This window comes from Halobacterium sp. CBA1126 (genome assembly GCF_009741975.1).
Taxonomy (GTDB): domain Archaea; phylum Halobacteriota; class Halobacteria; order Halobacteriales; family Halobacteriaceae; genus Halobacterium.
Window position 1 is genome coordinate 1 of record NZ_WPCF01000053.1, and the last position, 16,450, is coordinate 16,450.

Genomic DNA, 16,450 nt, shown 5'->3' on the forward strand with positions numbered 1-16,450 from the left:
CCGCGCCGAGGTCGTCGGCGAGCTGGACGCCGACGTGGCCGACGCCGCCCGCGCCGCCGTAGACGAGCACCTCGTCGCCCTCGCCCGCGTCGGCCTTGTCCGTGAGCATCTCCAGCGCGGTGGTGGCGACGACGGGGAGCGCGGCGGCGTCTTCGAGCGGAATCGCGTCGGGTGCGGGCGCGAACGTGCCGGCGTGGCCGACGACGTAGTCCGCGAGCGCGCCCTGCCGTCCCGCGCCGCCCGGCATCCCGTACACCTCGTCGCCGACCTCGAAGCCCTCGACGTCCTCGCCGACGGCGTCGACGACGCCCGCGACGTCGCAGTGGAGGGTCGCGGGGAACGGCGGCGCGAAGTCCGGGAGGTCGCCGCGGCGAATCTTGTAGTCGACGGGGTTGAGGCTGGTCGCCGCGACCTCGACGCGGAGCTCTTCGGGCCCCGGCTCGGGGGTCGCCACGGTCGTCTCGGTGAAGACGTCCGGGTCGCCGTACTCCTCGATCACGTGCGCGGTCATCTGCGAGTCGGTCACGGACGGTCCAACGGGCGTCGGGAGGAAAGGAACGTCGGCGGCGGCGCAGGCTTCCGGCTCGGGAAGCCGGGGGTTCACGTCCCGCCGGCCCGCACACTCGCGCATGGACAAGCAGGAGCTCCGCGAGCGCGTCTGGGACGACCTCGAGGCCAGCGGCGAGGCGCGGTTCCCGTTCCCGCCGCACGGCCGCATCCCGAACTTCGCGGGCGCCGACGAGGCCGCGGACCGGCTCGCCGACACCGACGCGTGGCGGGACGCCGACGTGGTGAAGGCGAACCCGGACGCACCGCAGTTGCCGGTGCGGCGCGCGGCCCTCCGCGCGGGGAAGACGGTGTACGTCGCGGTGCCGCGGCTGCGCGACGAGCAGTGCTTCCTCCGACTGGACCCCGACGAGGTCGCGGACGTCGACGACGCCACGACGGTCAGCGGCATCGGCGAGCACGGCGAAGCCGTCGGCCCCGAGGACGTCGAACCCGTCGACCTCGTGGTCTCGGGGAGCGTCGCGGTCACGGAGCGCGGCGCGCGCGTCGGCAAGGGCGAGGGGTACAGCGACCTCGAGTTCGCCCTGCTGCGGGAGTTCGACCGCGTGGACGACGACACGGCGACGGCGACGACGGTCCACGAGCGGCAGGTCGTCGACGAAGCAGTCCCGACGGACGACCACGACGTGCCGATGGACTACGTCGTCACGCCCGAGCGCGTCGTCGAGACCGACGCCCCCGCGGAGAAGCCCGCGGGCGTCGAGTGGGACGCGGTGAGCGAGGAACGCCGCGAGGAGATCCCCGTGCTCGCGCGGCTCGCGCCCTGAACCGCCCGAGCGTTTAAACACGAAAGCGCCGTAGCCGACTCGTATGCCGGCTTCGAGCGACGACGACGCGAGCGCGGAGGCGGCGCTGGCGGCGGCCGTCGAGGCGGCCGACGGCGACCCCGAGTGCTCGCTGTGCTCGAAGCCCGCGGACTACTTCCTCTACGAGCCCGGCAGCGTCGAGAAGTTCGTCTGCTGGGAGCACGTCAGCCCGCACTCGGCGGCCGTCGACGGCGAGGACGAGCGGCCGGGGCGGCCCGTCGCGCTCTCCCTCTAGCCCATCGGCGCCATCGTCGCCGTGAACACCGCGACGCCGTCGCTCTCGTTGCGCGCGCCGTGGGCGACGCCGCGCTCGTGGACGACCACGCCCGGCGCGTCCACGGTCTCCTCGCTGTCGCCCTGCACGACGACGAGTTCGCCCTCGAGGACGTGGAAGGCGTTCGTCTGGTCGCCGTGCTCGTGGGGTTCGACTTCGGCGCCGGGGCCGAGCGCGAACGCCTTCACGAGCTCGTCCGGCGAGTAGTACAGCTCCTCCGTGACGACCTCGCCGGTCTCGGGGTCGAGGTCGGGGTAGCGGTCGAGGGACACGCCAGAAGCGAGTCGGCGGAAGCCTTAGCTGTCGGGTTCGACGAGCTCCTCGGCGACCGTCTCGGGGCCGAGCAGCGCCGGGTCGACGGCGATGTCGAGCACGCCCTTCACGAACTCCGGCATCGAGTCCGGCGTGTACGCGACGATTTTCAGGCCCTCGTTCTGCTCGCGGGCGACCGGGATGGCGGTGGCTTCCGCCGCGTCCGTGATGACGAGCAGGTCGGCGTCCGCGACGCCGGCGTCCTCGAGGCGCTGCCCGGAGGCGACGCCCTCGACGCTGGTGACTTCCACGCCCTCCGCTTCGAGGGCGTCGACGATGCCGCGGTCGGGTCCGACGACGATGGCCTTCATTCGTACTCGATGGTCGCGGGTGGTTTGTGGGTGACGTCGTAGACGACGCGGGAGACGTCGTCGATGGTGCCGGCGATGCGGGACTGCAGGCGCTGGAGGGTCTCCCACTCCAGCTCCTGCGCGCGGGCGGTCATGCCGTCCCGCGATTCGACGGAGCGGACGGCGACGACGTAGCCGTGGACGCGGTTGTCGCCCTTCACGCCCGTCGCCTTCCCGAGGACGGCGGCGAACGCCTGCCACGGGTCGTACTCCTCGAGTTCCTCCTCGACGACCGCGGTCGCCTCCCGGCAGACCTCGACCTTCTCCGGGGTGACCTCGCCGAGCACGCGGACGGCGAGACCGGGGCCGGGGAACGGCATGCGCTCGCTGATGATCTCCTCGAGGCCGAGGTGGCGGGCGACCTCCCGGACCTCGTCCTTGTAGAGGTCGCGCATCGGCTCGACGATGCCCTCGAAGCCGACCCGCTCGGGCAGCCCGCCGACGTTGTGGTGGCTCTTGATGGTGCCCTCGCTCTCGATGCGGTCCGGGTAGATGGTGCCCTGCACGAGGTAGTCGGCGTCGACCTCCTCGGCGACCGTCTCGAACTCCCGGATGAACTGCTCGCCGATGACGTGGCGCTTCTCCTCGGGGTCCGTAACGCCCGCGAGCTCGTCGAAGAAGCGGTCCTGCGCTTCGACGACGCGGAGGCTGTCCATGTAGTCGAAGACTCCCGAATCTCCTCGGTCTCGCCCTTCCGCATCAGGCCGGTGTCGACGTAGACGGGGACGAGCTGGTCGCCGACCGCCTCGTAGGCGAGCGCCGCCGCGGTGGAGGAGTCGACGCCGCCGGAGAGCGCGATGATGGCGGTGCTGTCGCCGAGCCCCTCGCTGATTTCCGCCTTGGCGTCCGCGACGAACTCCTCGACGTCGACCATCAGTTCACCACCTCCGCCTTCGTGTCGGTCTCCTCGAGGACGGCGTCCAGCAGCCCGACGAACGGCGGGCTCGCGCGCGTCGGCCGCGACCGGAACTCGGGGTGGAACTGCGTCCCGAAGAAGAACGGGTGGTCGTCGTACTCCAGGATCTCCATGCGGTTGCCCGCCTCCCCGGAGAACGTCAGGCCGTTCTCCGTGAGGTCGTCGATGTACTCGGGGTTGACCTCGTAGCGGTGGCGGTGCCGCTCCGTACAGGACGTGTCGCCGTACAGCTCGTGGGCGAGCGTCCCGGGCTGGATCTCGGTGTCGTGGGCGCCCAGCCGCATCGTCCCGCCGAGGTCCTCGAGGTCGTACTGCTCGGGCAGCAGGTCGATGACCGGGTACGGCGTCTCGTCGTCGATCTCCGAGGAGTGGGCGTCGTCCATCCCGAGGACGTTGCGCGCGTACTCCACGACCGCGAGCTGGAAGCCCAGACAGAGCCCGAGGAAGGGGACGTCGTGCTCGCGGGCGTACTGGATCGCGCGGATCTTCCCCTCCGTCCCGCGCGAGCCGAACCCGCCGGGGACGACGACGCCGTCCGCCTCGCGGAGGCGCTGCTCGTGGTCGTCGTTCATCTTCTCGGAGTCCACCCAGAGGACGTTCACGTCCACGCCGCGCTCGAGGCCGGCGTGCTTGAGCGCCTCGTGGATGCTCATGTAGGCGTCCTCGAGGGCGTACTTCCCGACGAGCGCGACGTCGACCTCGCCGCTGCGGTCGCGGGTGACGAGGTCCCGCCACTCCGTCGAGCGCTCGCTCTCGGGGAGCGCGTCGTCGGCGATGTCGAACTCCTCCATCACGTACTCGTCGAGGCCCTCCTCCTCGACCACGAGCGGGACGTGGTAGACGTCCTCGACGTCCGGGTTCGAGAACACGGCGTCCGTGGGGACGTCGCAGAACAGCGCGATCTTCTCCTTGACGCTCGGGTCGAGTTTGTCCTCGCAGCGCCCCACGAGGATGTCCGGCTGGAGACCGATCGACCGGAGCTCCTTCACGGAGTGCTGGGTTGGCTTGGTCTTCTGCTCGCCCGTCTGGGAGTACGGCACGAGCGTGACGTGCGCGAACAGGATGTCCTCGTCGTCCTCCTCGTGGCTGAACTGCCGGAGCGCCTCGAGGAACGGCATCCCCTCGATGTCCCCGACGGTGCCGCCGACCTCGACGATGCAGACGTCGCTGCCCTCGGCGGCCTCGCGGACGCGCCGCTTGATGTCGTCGGTGACGTGCGGGATGATCTGGACGGTCTTCCCGAGGTAGTCGCCTGCGCGCTCGCGCTCGATGACGTGCTGGTAGACCTTCCCCGTGGTGACGTTGTGGTCGGAGGTCATGTCGACGTCGAGGAACCGCTCGTAGTTCCCGAGGTCGAGGTCGACCTCCCCGCCGTCTTTCAGCACGTACACTTCGCCGTGCTGGTAGGGGTTCATCGTCCCCGCGTCCACGTTGAGGTAGGGGTCGATTTTGACGGCCGTGACGTCGAAGCCCGCGTTCGAGAGGAGGCGTCCCAGACTGGCGGCGGTGATGCCCTTCCCCAGTCCCGACATCACCCCGCCTGTGACGAACACGAACTTGCTGCCCAGCGATGGGTCGTATCCGGTCTCCGTCGGCATACTGACTGTGCGGCGGGCGTGGCAAAAACGGTTTCGGGACGGGCGTCGTTCGCCAGCCGCTGCCACGACGCTACTTCGAGGCGACGCCCGGGACGCCGGGCTCGCCGTCCCCGAACACGAAGTGGCCGGGGGACTCCGTGCGCCGCGAGACGGCGGCGACGCGGACGACGTACGCCGACAGCAGCGCGAACGGCACGAGCGCGACCACGTGGACGGCGACCACGAGCGCGTGCGTGCTCGGGAGCCGGGAGAAGTGCAGCAGGAAAAACGACACCACGCCGATGGAGGGGACGGCGACGTAGACGAGGTTCGTCGAGAGGCTCGCGAACTCCCGCCGGAGGTACAGCGACTTGAAGTACGCGCGGGCGACCGCGAAGTACTCCAGCAGGTCGAGCATCTCCTCGAGGGTGGTCGCCGCGCTCTCCGGGAGGTCGTCGCCGTGCTCGGCGCGCAGCCGCTGGAGGTCCTCGACCTGCCGGGCGTAGTCGAAGCGCATCGTCGCCAGCACCACCGCCAGCGGCCGGTCGACGTCCCGGAGCCGGGCGTTCATCTCGCCGGACGCCGCGCCGAGCCGGTCGAGGTAGGCGTCGAGGTCCGCGCGCACGTCGACGTCCGCGGGCGGCACGTCGTCCTCGAGGCGCTGCCCGCGCTCGACGATGTCGCCGGTGAGCACCTGCAGGAACCCCTCGGGGTCCGCGGGCACGTGGTCGGCCTCCACGACGGACTCGAGCTGCCGCCGGAACTCCGCGGTGTCGTGGATGCGGCCGAACTGCTGGCCGAGGGGGTTCTGCTCGCCGGAGACGAACACGGAGTTGACGGAGACGACGATGGAGACGAGCACGAAGTTCCCGGACAGCAGCGTCGTCACCAGCGGCACCGTCGTCTCGGGGCCGCCGCCGCCGAGCGTGAACAGGTGGCCAATCGGACCGAACGCCACCGCGAACGCGACCAGCAGCGCGGCGGCGACGGCGCGGCGGTCCCCGGTCAGCGTCACCCACCGTCTGAACCGCGTCCAGCCACTCGTCATGGCCGGTGCGTGGACGCGGCGCCTGATAGCGGTTGCGGCACTAGCAGGCCTCGGCGAGGAACGGGCCGACCGCCTCCGCGACGCTGTCGGTGCGCCCGACGAAGAAGTGGTCGGCGTCCAGTTCCACGACCGCGCAGTCGAGGTCGCGGGCGGCCGCCACCACGGGCTCCCAGTCCGCGGTCGTGTCCCGGGTCGCGTAGACGACCTGCAGCGGCGCCGCGACGTCCGCGAGCGCGTCGGCGGCGTCGAGGCCGCTTTCGAGTTCCGCCGCGGGCGCGAGCAGCGACACCGCGCAGAGGTCGACGTCGACGCTCGCGGCCGCCAGCGCGGCGATCGACCCGCCGAAACTGAACCCGAACAGCCCCACGCGCTCGTAGCGCTTGCTCGCCCACCGGACCGCGTTCCGGGCGTCCTCGCGCTCCCCCAGTCCCTCGTCCCAGTCGCCGTAGTCGAAGCGCAGCGCCGCCACGCCCGCGTCCACGAGGTGCTCCGCGACCGCGACGAGCCGCTCGTCCCCGCGGTGCCCGCGGTGCTGTGGGTGGGGCGGACAGAGCACGACGCACGCCGACGCGCCGCCATCGGGCGAATCCAGCGTCGCCTCCACGTCCCGGCCGCCCGGCACCAGCACGGTCTCCTGTTGCATGCACGGGCGTTCGCGGGCGACCGAGGTGTAGGCTGCGGTCGGTGTAGAGTGTCTGGTGCGCGGCTCGGGCACGCGGCTCGCGGCTCCCTGCGGTCGCCGCTCGCGGTAACGTGGTCTCCCTCCGGTCGACCACGCCGGTGAAGATTATACGTCCAGAGCCCCAAGCCGTGTGTATGGGTATCGTGTCACGACTCTCGTACGCGGTCCGGTCGAAGCTGCACGGGCTCGTCAGGTCCGCGGAGGACCCGACCGAGACGCTGGACTACTCCTACCAGCGGCTGCGCGACGAACTCCGGGACGTCGAGAAGGGGCTGGCCGACCTCACGGCGCAGAAGAAGCGCCTCGAGGTCCAGCGCGAGCGGCTCGCGCAGAACGTCGAGAAGCACGACGACCAGGCGTGGGAGGCCGTCCAGCAGGGCCGGGACGACCTCGCGCGGCGCGCCCTCGAGAAGAAGCAGGCGAAACGCGACCAGGTCGCCGAGCTCGACGACCAGATTGCGGACCTCGAGCGCACCCAGCGGGACCTCGAGGAGAAGAAAGACGACCTCGAGCGGCAGGTCGAGGAGTTCCGCACGAAGAAGGAGACGATGAAGGCCCGCCACGAGGCCGCGGAGGCCCAGACGCGGGTCTCCGAGGCCGTCTCCGGCGTCGGGGACGACGACGTCTCGCGGGCCATCGAGCGCGCGAAAGACCAGACCGAGGAGCTGGAGGCGCGCGCGGCGGCGCTGGACGAGCTCGACGACCGCGGCGTCCTCGACGGCCCGCTCTCCGACGAGGACAGCATCGACCGCGAACTCGCGGCAGAGCGCGGCGACGGCGTCGAATCCGAGCTGGACGAGCTGCGCGCGGAGGTCCGCGGCGAGGAGCCCGACGGGGCCGTCGACGTGGACGTCGAAGGAACGAGCGAACAAGCAGTCGACGACGACCTCGGCGACGTCGAACGCGAAGCCCTCGAGGACGTCGACGACGAGGCCGTCGAAGCGGAGCTGGAGGCCATCCGCGAGAAAGAGGAGCAGGCGTAGCCCCGGCGACGACCCGGCCGGAGCGACTACTGTTTTCCGTGCGTACGTCGAAGGCCGGGTATGACCGACGGCAGCGAGGACAAACCGAGCGACCGGATGCGGGAGCGCGTCCCCCGCAACAGCCGGTGGTTCTGGGTCGTACTGGACGCCGACCGGCGCGCCGTCGCCGGCGGCCTCCTGGTCGTGTTGTTCTGCTCGATGGTCGTCGCCGGGACGCTGCTGCCGACGCCGGCGTACGCGCTGTTGACCGACGGCGACCCCCACGAGACGCTGTTCAACGCGCTCGTCGGCTCCACCATCACCGGCGTCACGCTCGTGTTGACGCTGAGCCAGCTCGTGCTCTCACAGGAGCTCGGCGCTGTCGGCGACCAGCGCGACCGGATGGAGGGCGCCATGGAGTTCCGCGAGGACGCCGCGAACGCCGCCGGGATGGACGTCGCGCCCACCGAACCGTCGGCGTTCCTTCGCGGGCTGGTCGCGGCCACCCGCGAGCAGGCGGACGCGCTCGCCGACGCCGCCCCGGACGGGGAGACCGGCGACGCCGTCCAGCGGTACGTGGACAACCTCACGGGGAACGCGAGGGCGGTGACCGACCAGCTCGAGGGCGCGCAGTTCGGCGACTTCGACGTGGTGTGGGCGGCGCTGAACTACAACTACTCGTGGAAGATCTACGCCGGCGAGCGGCTGCGCTCCGAGCACGGCGACGCCCTCGGCGAGGACGCCGACGACGCCCTCTCGGACCTCCTCGACACGCTGGCGCTGTTCGGGCCGGCCCGCGAGCACTTCAAGACGCTGTACTTCCAGTGGGAGCTCTCGGACCTCTCGCGGACGCTGCTGTACGCCGCGGTGCCCGCGCTCGCGGTGTCTATCGTCGCCGTCCTCCTCCTGGACCCGTCGGCGCACCCGGGGAGCACGCTCGGCGTGAGCCACGCGCTTGTGCTCGTGAGCGCGAGCGCGACCGTCGCGGTGCTGCCGTTCACCATCCTGCTGGCGTACATCCTCCGCATCGTCACCGTCACGAAGCGCACGCTCTCCATCGGGCCGTTCATCCTCCGGGAGACCGAGCGCAGCGGCGACGTCGACAACTGAACGCGCCGGCGCACCCGACACTTACGTGGCCATCCACCGTATTCCGACGCATGTACGACGCGGTCCTCGTGCCGACGGACGGCAGCGACGCCGCCTCCGCCGGCGTCACGCACGGCCTCGACCTCGCCGCTGAGTTCGACGCGGTCGTCCACGCGCTCTACGTCGTTCCCGAGTCAGAGCGCGCGAGCATCGTCGGCAGTTCGGGCAACGGCGGCGAGTCGAGCGTCGTCGCAGCCGCCGAGCGCGCCGTCGAGACCGTCGCCGCGGCCGCCGACGACCGCGGCCTCGACGCCGAGACCGAGATTCGGACCGGGACGCCGCACCGCGAGATACTCGACTACGCGGCGGCGGCCGACGTCGACCTCGTCGTAATGGCGACCCACGGCCGCTCGGGCGTCAGCAGACTGCTCTCCGGGAGTGTCACCGAGCGCGTCGTCCGGAAGGCCGACCGGCCCGTGCTCGTCGCGCGCCGGACGTCGAAGGACGAATCGTAAGCTACGTGCCGGTCCCGGGCGTCCGACACGGCTGATGGACCAGCGCCGGTTCTCGAAGCTACTCGCGTGCGCCGCCGTGCTCGGCGTCGCGGTCGGCCTCGTCGCCACGGGGTTCCGGATTGCGTGGCTGGCCGCCAAGCACGCGCTCTGGCACACCTTTGAGGCGACCTATTGGCGCGTCCCGGTCAGCGTCGCGGCCGGCGTCCTCATCGGGGCCATTCTCTACAAGACGTACTATCCGGGCGCGCTCGCCGCGCTCGTCCGCCGGTTCCACGACGAGGGCAGCGTCCCGCTCACGGAGAACGTGCCGACGGTGCCGGTCGGCTTCCTCGGGCTGATCGCGGGACAGAACGCCGGCCCGGAGGGAGTGATGAGCGTCGTCGGCGGGAGCTTCGGTACGCAGGCCGCTGAGACGTTCGGCGTCCCGAACGCCGAGAAGTTGCTCACGCTCGCCGGCATGGGCGCGGGGTTCGGCGCTATCCTCGGCGCGCCGATCGGCGGCGCGCTGCTGTGGCTGGAACTCCCTCACGAGCGCGGCCTCGAGTACTACGAGGCCATCATCCCGACGTTCGTCGCGAGCTTCGCGGGCTACCTCACGGAGGCCGCTGTCGGCGGCTTCCACCTGTTCCCGACGTGGCACGTCTCCGCCGTCGCGCCCGTCACCGGCGGCCAGCTGGTCGCCGCGGCCGCCGTCGCCGTCGTCGCCGTTCCGTTCGGGGCGCTCTACGCGACCATCTTCGACGCCGTGGGGCGGTTGTTCAACCGGTGGTCCCCAGCTATCTACGTGCGGACGACCGTCGCCGGCCTCGGCATCGGCCTGCTCGGGTACGCGCTCCCGTTGACGTACTTCTACGGCGGCAGCAAGATGAACCAGCTCGTCGGTGCCGACCTCGGACTCGGGGTGCTGGTCGCGACACTGCTCGGGACGATGGTCGCGGCCGCGTTCACCATCAACGGCAACTGGATCGGCGGCCTCATCGTCCCGCACATGTTCATGGGCGCGGTGCTCGGGCTCGCGGCGTCGTTGGTCGTCCCCGCGCTCCCGCCGATACTCTCGATGCTCGCGGGCATGGCAGCGTTCAACGCCGTCGTCACGGGGACGCCGCTGTCGTCGGCGCTCATCGCCATCGCGCTGACCGACGGCGCGAGCATCACGCCCGTCTTCCTGGCGGCGCTGGTCGGGTTCGTCGGCAGTCCGCTCGTCGGCTTCCTCCAGACCGCGGCGCCGCGCCGCGAACCGCCGAACTTCCACGTCGGCGACTAGAAGAGACGGAGTGGGTTACTCGCCGACGAAGTCCGGCTCGGTGCGCTTCTCGTCGACCTCGCCCTCGAGGTGGTCACGGAACGTCTCGACGGCGACGTCGTTGCGCTCGCGCTCCCGCCGGTCGCGGACCGAGACCGTCCCGGCGTCCTCCTCGTCGTCGCCGAGGACGAGCATGTACGGGACGTTGTCGTCGTGGGCCTGCTGGATCTTCCGGCCGACCGTCCAGTCGCGGTCCTCGACCTCCACGCGGTAGTCGTCGAGCTCGTTCTTCACGCGGTGGGCGTACCCGAGGTTGTCGTCGGTCACGGGGAGGATGCGGACCTGCTCGGGCGCGAGCCACGTCGGGAACTTCCCGTCGTAGTGCTCGATGAGCACCATGAAGAACCGCTCGTAGCTCCCGTAGAGCGCGCGGTGGATCATCACCGGCTGGTGGGCGTCGTTGTCCGAGCCCGTGTACTCCAGGTCGAAGCGGTCGGGCATGTTGAAGTCGAGCTGGACGGTGGGGCCGTCCCACGTGCGCCCGAGCGCGTCCTCGAACGCGAAGTCGACCTTCGGGCCGTAGAACGCGCCGTCGCCGGGCTCGAGGTCGTAGTCGACGTTCTGCTCGTCTAAGACCTCCCGGAGCTGGCGCTCGGACTGCTCCCAGATCTCGTCGCTGCCGACGGACTTCTCCGGGCGCGTCGCGAGCGCGACCTCGTAGTCGAGGTCGAAGGTGTCCAGCACCTCGAAGATGAGGTCCATGATGCGCCGGACCTCCTCCTCGATCTGGTCGGCGCGCGCGAACACGTGGCCGTCGTCGATGGTGAACGCCCACACGCGGCTGAGTCCGGAGAGCTCGCCGCGCTGCTCGCGGCGGTACACCTTCCCGTCCTCGAAGTACCGCACGGGGAGGTCGCGGTAGCTCCACGAGGACTGGTCGAAGATGGTGGCGTGGCCCGGGCAGTTCATCGGCTTCAGGCCGTACTCCTCGTCGTCGACGTCCATGAGGAACATGTCGTCGACGTAGTTGTCGTAGTGCCCGGACTGCTTCCACAGCTCCGTGCGGAAGAGGTGCGGCGTCTCCACTTCCTCGTAGCCCATCTCGCGGTTCAGCCCGTGGACGTAGTCCGAGAGCTCGCGCAGGACGGTCTTCCCGTTGGGGTGGTAGAGGGGGAGGCCGGGGCCGGTGACGTCCGGGATGGAGAAGAGGTCCATCTCGGCGCCGAGCTTCCGGTGGTCCCGCTCCTTCGCCTCCTCGCGCCGCTGGAGGTACTCCTCGAGGCCCTCCTCGGTCGGGAACGCCGTCCCGTAGACGCGGGTGAGGGTCTCGCGGTCCTCGTCGCCGCGCCAGTACGCCGCGGAGGTCTCCAGGACCTCGAACCCGCCGATTTCGCCGGTGGAGTCGACGTGCGGGCCCTGACAGAGGTCCTCGAAGCCGTCCTGCCGGTAGAAGCTGACGGGGTCCTCGCCGGCGGCCTCGGTCTCGAGAATCTCCCGCTTGAACGGGTTGTCCTCGTACTGCTCGAAGGCCGCCTCGCGGTCGTACTCGACGCGCTCGACGTCGTAGTCCGCCTCGATGATGTCCTCGGCCTCCTCCTGAATCTCCTCGAGGTCGTCGGCGTCGAGTTCGACGTCCGCGACGTCGTAGTAGAACCCCTCCTCGGTGTACGGGCCGATGGTGAGTTTCGCGTCGGGGTGGTGGCGGAGGATGGCCTGCGCGAGCACGTGCGCGGCGGTGTGCCGGAGGACGTCGAGGTAGTCGTCGGAGTCCTCGGTGACGATCTCGATCTCGCGGTCCTCCGTGATGGGTTCCTCCTTCGCGACGAGTTCGCCGTCGAGTTTCCCGGCGACTGTGTCACGGCCGAGGCCGGGCCCGATTTCGTACGCTACGTCCTCGACCGTCGCCCCGGACTCGACGGAGAGCGTCGCGCCGTCCGGGAGCGTCACAGTAACGGTGCTCATGCTGTCCGTTAGTTCGCCCGGAGGCACCCATAAGCCTGTTGAGACGGTGCGAGTGCGTGCCGCAGGCCCCTGAAGCGTTCAGACCTCGCGCGCGCCCGTGCCGGGCCGGTCGACGGCCTGCAGGTCGACGTGGCCGGCGGGCAGCGGCACGCCCTCGAAGTCGTCGTCGGCGAGCAGCAGCGAGCCGTCGAGGTCCGCGTAGTCCAGCAGGGGCGCGAGGTGGCAGGCGGCGGCGATGCTGGCGTTGGACTCGATCATACAGCCGCACATCACTTCGAGGCCGTGCGCGCGAGCTGTGTGAATCAGGCGCTTGGCCTCCCGGAGCCCGCCGGTCTTCATCAGTTTCAGGTTCGCGACGTCGCAGCGGTCCGCGACGTCCGGCACGTCGCTGGCGACCAGACAGGACTCGTCGGCGGCGATGGGGAGCGGCGAGCGCTCGTAGACGTACTTCAGGCCCTCGCGGTTCGCCGCGGGGACGGGCTGTTCGACGAACTCGACGCCGTAGTCGGCGAGCCACTCGATGTTGCGGAGCGCCTCCTTCGGCGTCCACGCCTCGTTGGCGTCCACGCGGATGGTGGCGTCGGGCGCGGTCTCCCGCACCGCCGACAGCAGTTGTTCGTCGCGGCCGGTGCCGAGTTTCACCTTCAGCGTGCCGTAGCCCGCGTCGACCGCGTCGGCGGTCTTCCGGCGCATCGTCTCCTCGTCGTCGATGCCGATGGTGTATGAGGTCGCCAGCGTGCTCGTCGCGTCCAGCCCCCAGTACTGGTACAGCGGGAGGTCGACGCGCTTCGCGGCGAGGTCGTGGCAGGCGACGCTGACCGCGGCCCGCGCCGCGGGGTTGTCCTCGACGACCTCGCGCATGCCTTCCTCGATGCGCGCGAGGGCGTGGGGGTCGTCGACGCGCTCGACGACCGCGAGCAGCTCGGGGAGGACGGCCTCGACGGTGCCGGCGGTCTCGCCGTAGTGCGCGGAGGGCGCGGCGCCGCCGACGCCCGCGTTCCCCTCGTCGTCTTCGACGCGCACGACGACGTTCGCGGCGGTGTCCTGCGTGCCGCGCGCGATGGTGAAGGGGTCTTCGAGCGGGAACTCGCGGCGCTCGAAGGTCGCCTTCACCGAATCACCTCGATGACGGAGTCCGGCCCGAACCGCACCGGGTCGTCGGCGGGCACGCCGATGGCGTCCGCGAAGTCGGCGACCGCCTCCCGGGCGTCCTCGTCGGTGTCGACGCTGCGCGTGTTCAGCATGCCGCCGACGACGTCCGCCTCGGCGACGGGTTCGGCGAACTCCTCGTAGCGCTGGACGAACGACTCCACGGGCGGGAGCGGCTGGTCGTAGCCGTGGACGGAGTCCCGGCCGACCTCGTGGCAGAGCACGAGGTGGTCGGGCTGGGCGCCGTGGACGATGCTCGCCGTGACCCCCGAGTACGCGGGGTGGACGATGCTCGCCTGCCCCTCCACGAACACGTAGTCGTGGTCCGCGCCCGCCTCCAGCACCATGCGCTCGACGGCGCCCGCGGCGAAGTCCGAGACCACGCGGTCGACCGGGATGCCGTCGCCCTCGATGAGGATGCCGGTCTGGCCGGTCGCGACGAACGCCGCGTCCATCCCCGCCTCGCGGGCGGCCTCGTACAGTTCGCGGGTGGCGGTCATCTTCCCGACCGAGCAGTCCGTCCCGACGGTCGCGACGACGGTGGCGTCGACGCTGTCCGCGACGCCGTCCGCGACGCCGAGGTCGGCGGGCGGCTGCCGCACGTCCCAGAGTTCCGCGCCGTGCTCGGCCGCGAGGTCGGCGAACTCCTCGTCCTCGCTGAGGAAGTAGTGGAGGCCGGAGTAGACGTCGCAGCCGCGCTCGAGCGCGTTCCGGACGTCCGGCCGCCACGACTCCTCGAACGCGCCGCCGATGGGCGAGATGCCGATGACGAGCGCGTCCACGCCGTCGGGGACGTCGCTCATCGACGCCACCACGGGCGCGTCCTGGACGTCCGAGATGTGGTCGTTGACGCGGGTGCCGTCGTTGTCCCGGTCGAGGACGGCGACGACGTCGTAGTCGGCGTAGCGGAGCACCCCGACGGCGGTCTTCGCGCGGTCGGGGAACTGCTCGTGTGCGAGGAGTGCGACGTCCATACGACGACGGAGGCCCGCCGCCGCCTTAAGCCTGAAGTCGCGGGCAACCCGGACGCCGACCGGTCACAGCAGCGACAGCGGCACCGTCCAGAAGGCGTCGTGGGCGTCCTCGAGCGCGTCCTCGGGCTTCCCGGTGGCGTCGACGGCGGCGGTCGCGTCGGCGTCGAACTCGTCGAGGAGCGTGCCCTCGCCGACGACGAACACGCGCTCGGCGTCGACGCCGTCGAGCGCGCGCTGGCACTTCTCGAGGTGCTCGCGAATCTGGCTCTCGCGGCGGCGCTCGAAGCGGTCCTGCGAGAACCCGCCCTTCGAGTGCTTGCCCTTCACGTCGCTCTCGAACCCCTCGAAGCGGACGCGCTCGGGCTGTCCGCCGTCTGCTGCTTCGAAGACCCCCAGCGCGAACAGGTCCGCGCGCACGACCGCGAGCGCGTACCGGCCGGTGGGCGCGAGCACTCGCGGTCGACCTGCACGCTCGAGTCCCACGTGGCGAACGCCCCAGGCGGGTTCGGCGGGCGGAGCGCCGCGGAGACGAGCCCCTCGCGGTCGCGGACGGCGAGACAGGGGGCGGCGCGCTCAACGAGCGGCGCGCGGTCGCCGAACGCCTCCCGGACTGCCTCGGGCGGGTCGTCGGGGACGTACGCGGTGAGAACGCCCTCCGCGGTGGTCTCGAGGCTGTCGAGGAGCGCGACGACGCGCTCGCGGCGCTCCCCCCGCAGGTCCCGGCGGCCCCGGAACTCGGGCCCGCCGCCCTCGCCGCCCTGCCGGCGCACCCGGTCCTCCAGTTCCGTGACCCGGTCCTCGAGTTCGTTGACGCGCTGCTCGGCTTCCTGTTTGTCCCGGACGGCCTCGCTGCGGCGCTCGCTCTCGGCGTCGAGTTGGTTCTGCAGGGACTGCTTCTCGGCCTCCAGTTCCTCGATGCGCTCCTTGAGGGAGGCGCGCCCGAGGAGTCTGTCCAGCATGGACGGACGGCGGCGTCCCGGGCGCTTAGGCGTTTCCCACCGGGCGCTACACCGCGCCCATGTCGTAGAGGCGGGCGGCGTGCTCGCGTTTCGCCAGCAGCACCTCCTCGAGCGACGGCGGGTTGTCGACGTCGGCGTTCTCGATGACCGACGCGGGGACGGCGAGCGTGCGCTCGGGGACGTCGTCGTCGCCGTGGACCGAGAGGTGGGCGGGGCCGACTTTCATCACGAGCGGGAGGTCCGTCCGCGAGATGCCCTCGCCGTCCGCGTACAGCTGCTCGTTGACCCGTTCGTGGTGACGGCTGTTGATGGCGGCGCGGTCGCCGTCCGTCGGTTCGACGTACAGCCGTCCGAGGTAGTAGCCGCTGGAGAACGCCTCGAACATGTATGTCAACGTCTACCACGGAACCACATAAGCGCTCCGGCGAACCCCTAAGTCGTCGCGCAATTCCACCGAGAGCAGACACCCTTTTCCCCGTCGGCCGCTAACTCAGGGTGAAGATGGACTCGGGGGCACTGCTCGACATACTCGGCAACGAGAACCGGCGACGCATCCTCCGACTGCTCGCGCGGAAGCCCTGTTACGTCACCGAAATCTCGGAGTACCTCGGGGTCAGCCCGAAGGCCGTCATCGACCACCTCCGGCGGCTCGAGGACGCCGGCCTCGTCGAGTCCGAGGTCGACGACCAGCGCCGGAAGTACTTCCACATCGCCGAGAACCTCCGACTGGAGGTGCGGCTGTCGCCGTTCGACTTCGGCGCGAAGTCCGCGTACCCCGCGAGCGCCGACCTCGATTTGACGCGGTGCCAGCACGTCTCCATCCGCATCCGACAGGACCGCAACGACGACGTCGCGGACCTCGCGGGGAAGCTCGAGGAGCTGAAGGACCTCGAGCGCGAGCTCTCGCTGGCCCAGCGCTGGGTGCAGGGCCGGCTCGCGGACGTCCAGGACGAGCTCGCGGAGGCCGTCGGCGACGGCAACGAGCGCCTCTACGCCGACGTGCTCGCGGCGCTGGCGTCCGGGGAGCGCTCCGCGAGCGCGGTCGCCGACCGCCTCGACGCCCCC

The 16,450-nt window shown here is 70.9% G+C and carries 17 protein-coding genes and 2 pseudogenes; 7 read left to right on the plus strand and 12 right to left on the minus strand.

From position 1 onward, the window contains the following. The coding region (locus GJ634_RS08855; RefSeq protein WP_157502294.1) for an alcohol dehydrogenase catalytic domain-containing protein at positions 1–511 on the minus strand (511 nt) is incomplete at its 3' end. Between the two features lie 118 nt (positions 512–629). On the opposite strand from GJ634_RS08855, the gene GJ634_RS08860 reads away from it, so the two are divergent. Then, on the plus strand, positions 630–1,334 hold the full coding sequence (locus GJ634_RS08860) for a 5-formyltetrahydrofolate cyclo-ligase (RefSeq protein WP_157502266.1): 705 nt from the start codon (positions 630–632) through the stop codon (positions 1,332–1,334). Positions 1,335–1,377: 43 nt separating this feature from the next. Continuing rightward, a complete protein-coding gene (locus tag GJ634_RS08865; protein WP_157502268.1) occupies positions 1,378–1,608 on the plus strand; it encodes a hypothetical protein in 231 nt (76 codons plus the stop codon). On the opposite strand, the gene GJ634_RS08870 is transcribed toward GJ634_RS08865, so the two are convergent. The 6 genes and pseudogenes from GJ634_RS08870 to GJ634_RS08895 form a co-directional block, all read right to left on the minus strand. Then, positions 1,605–1,919 carry a cupin domain-containing protein gene (locus tag GJ634_RS08870; protein WP_331714076.1) on the minus strand — a complete coding sequence of 105 codons (315 nt, stop codon included), beginning with the start codon at positions 1,917–1,919 and terminating at the stop codon, positions 1,605–1,607. The two genes, GJ634_RS08865 and GJ634_RS08870, sit on opposite strands and share 4 nt — an antisense overlap. 24 nt (positions 1,920–1,943) lie before the next feature. Then, positions 1,944–2,270, minus strand: a complete 327-nt coding sequence (locus GJ634_RS08875) for a CTP synthetase (RefSeq protein WP_157502270.1) — start codon at positions 2,268–2,270, stop codon at positions 1,944–1,946. After that, positions 2,267–3,183: pseudogene (gene guaA / locus GJ634_RS08880) on the minus strand (glutamine-hydrolyzing GMP synthase). Before guaA ends, GJ634_RS08875 begins: the two are co-directional and overlap by 4 nt. Further along, positions 3,183–4,823, minus strand: a complete 1,641-nt coding sequence (locus GJ634_RS08885) for a CTP synthase (protein ID WP_157502272.1) — start codon at positions 4,821–4,823, stop codon at positions 3,183–3,185. Before GJ634_RS08885 ends, guaA begins: the two are co-directional and overlap by 1 nt. A gap of 70 nt (positions 4,824–4,893) precedes the next feature. Beyond that, positions 4,894–5,850: a hypothetical protein gene (locus GJ634_RS08890; protein ID WP_157502274.1), complete on the minus strand. Its 957-nt coding sequence runs from the start codon at positions 5,848–5,850 to the stop codon at positions 4,894–4,896. 40 nt (positions 5,851–5,890) lie between these two features. Then, positions 5,891–6,493, minus strand: coding sequence for an alpha/beta hydrolase (locus tag GJ634_RS08895; RefSeq protein WP_157502276.1), 603 nt, complete (start codon positions 6,491–6,493; stop codon positions 5,891–5,893). Between the two features lie 173 nt (positions 6,494–6,666). Here GJ634_RS08895 and GJ634_RS08900 point away from each other — a divergent pair, with 173 nt between their 5' ends. The 4 genes from GJ634_RS08900 to GJ634_RS08915 are packed head-to-tail and all read left to right on the plus strand — an operon-like array spanning position 6,667 to position 10,362. Beyond that, positions 6,667–7,515, plus strand: a complete 849-nt coding sequence (locus GJ634_RS08900; protein ID WP_157502278.1) for a PspA/IM30 family protein — start codon at positions 6,667–6,669, stop codon at positions 7,513–7,515. Positions 7,516–7,575: 60 nt separating this feature from the next. Further along, a complete protein-coding gene (locus tag GJ634_RS08905; RefSeq protein WP_157502280.1) occupies positions 7,576–8,604 on the plus strand; it encodes a hypothetical protein in 1,029 nt (342 codons plus the stop codon). A gap of 50 nt (positions 8,605–8,654) precedes the next feature. Then, the gene (locus GJ634_RS08910; protein WP_157502282.1) at positions 8,655–9,098 is read left to right on the plus strand and encodes a universal stress protein; all 444 of its coding nucleotides are present in this window, start codon (positions 8,655–8,657) and stop codon (positions 9,096–9,098) included. Positions 9,099–9,132: 34 nt separating this feature from the next. Beyond that, on the plus strand, positions 9,133–10,362 hold the full coding sequence (locus tag GJ634_RS08915; RefSeq protein WP_157502284.1) for a chloride channel protein: 1,230 nt from the start codon (positions 9,133–9,135) through the stop codon (positions 10,360–10,362). Between the two features lie 15 nt (positions 10,363–10,377). On the opposite strand, the gene thrS is transcribed toward GJ634_RS08915, so the two are convergent. The 5 genes and pseudogenes from thrS to GJ634_RS08940 all read right to left on the minus strand — a co-directional run bounded on the left by thrS (position 10,378) and on the right by GJ634_RS08940 (position 15,770). Further along, a complete protein-coding gene (gene thrS / locus GJ634_RS08920) occupies positions 10,378–12,303 on the minus strand; it encodes a threonine--tRNA ligase (protein ID WP_157502286.1) in 1,926 nt (641 codons plus the stop codon). Between the two features lie 78 nt (positions 12,304–12,381). Beyond that, on the minus strand, positions 12,382–13,416 hold the full coding sequence (locus tag GJ634_RS08925) for a dipeptide epimerase (protein WP_331714077.1): 1,035 nt from the start codon (positions 13,414–13,416) through the stop codon (positions 12,382–12,384). Beyond that, positions 13,413–14,426: a DUF1611 domain-containing protein gene (locus tag GJ634_RS08930; protein ID WP_157502288.1), complete on the minus strand. Its 1,014-nt coding sequence runs from the start codon at positions 14,424–14,426 to the stop codon at positions 13,413–13,415. The genes GJ634_RS08925 and GJ634_RS08930 overlap by 4 nt, the downstream gene beginning before the upstream one ends. A gap of 63 nt (positions 14,427–14,489) precedes the next feature. Continuing rightward, positions 14,490–15,385 (minus strand): annotated as a pseudogene (locus tag GJ634_RS08935) (Vms1/Ankzf1 family peptidyl-tRNA hydrolase). Positions 15,386–15,431: 46 nt separating this feature from the next. Then, entirely contained in the window at positions 15,432–15,770 is a 339-nt protein-coding gene (locus GJ634_RS08940; RefSeq protein ID WP_157502290.1) for a DUF5802 family protein, read from the minus strand. Between the two features lie 116 nt (positions 15,771–15,886). Here GJ634_RS08940 and GJ634_RS08945 point away from each other — a divergent pair. Continuing rightward, positions 15,887–16,450, plus strand: a 564-nt coding sequence (locus GJ634_RS08945; protein ID WP_157502292.1) for an ArsR family transcriptional regulator, incomplete at its 3' end; no start/stop codon positions are given.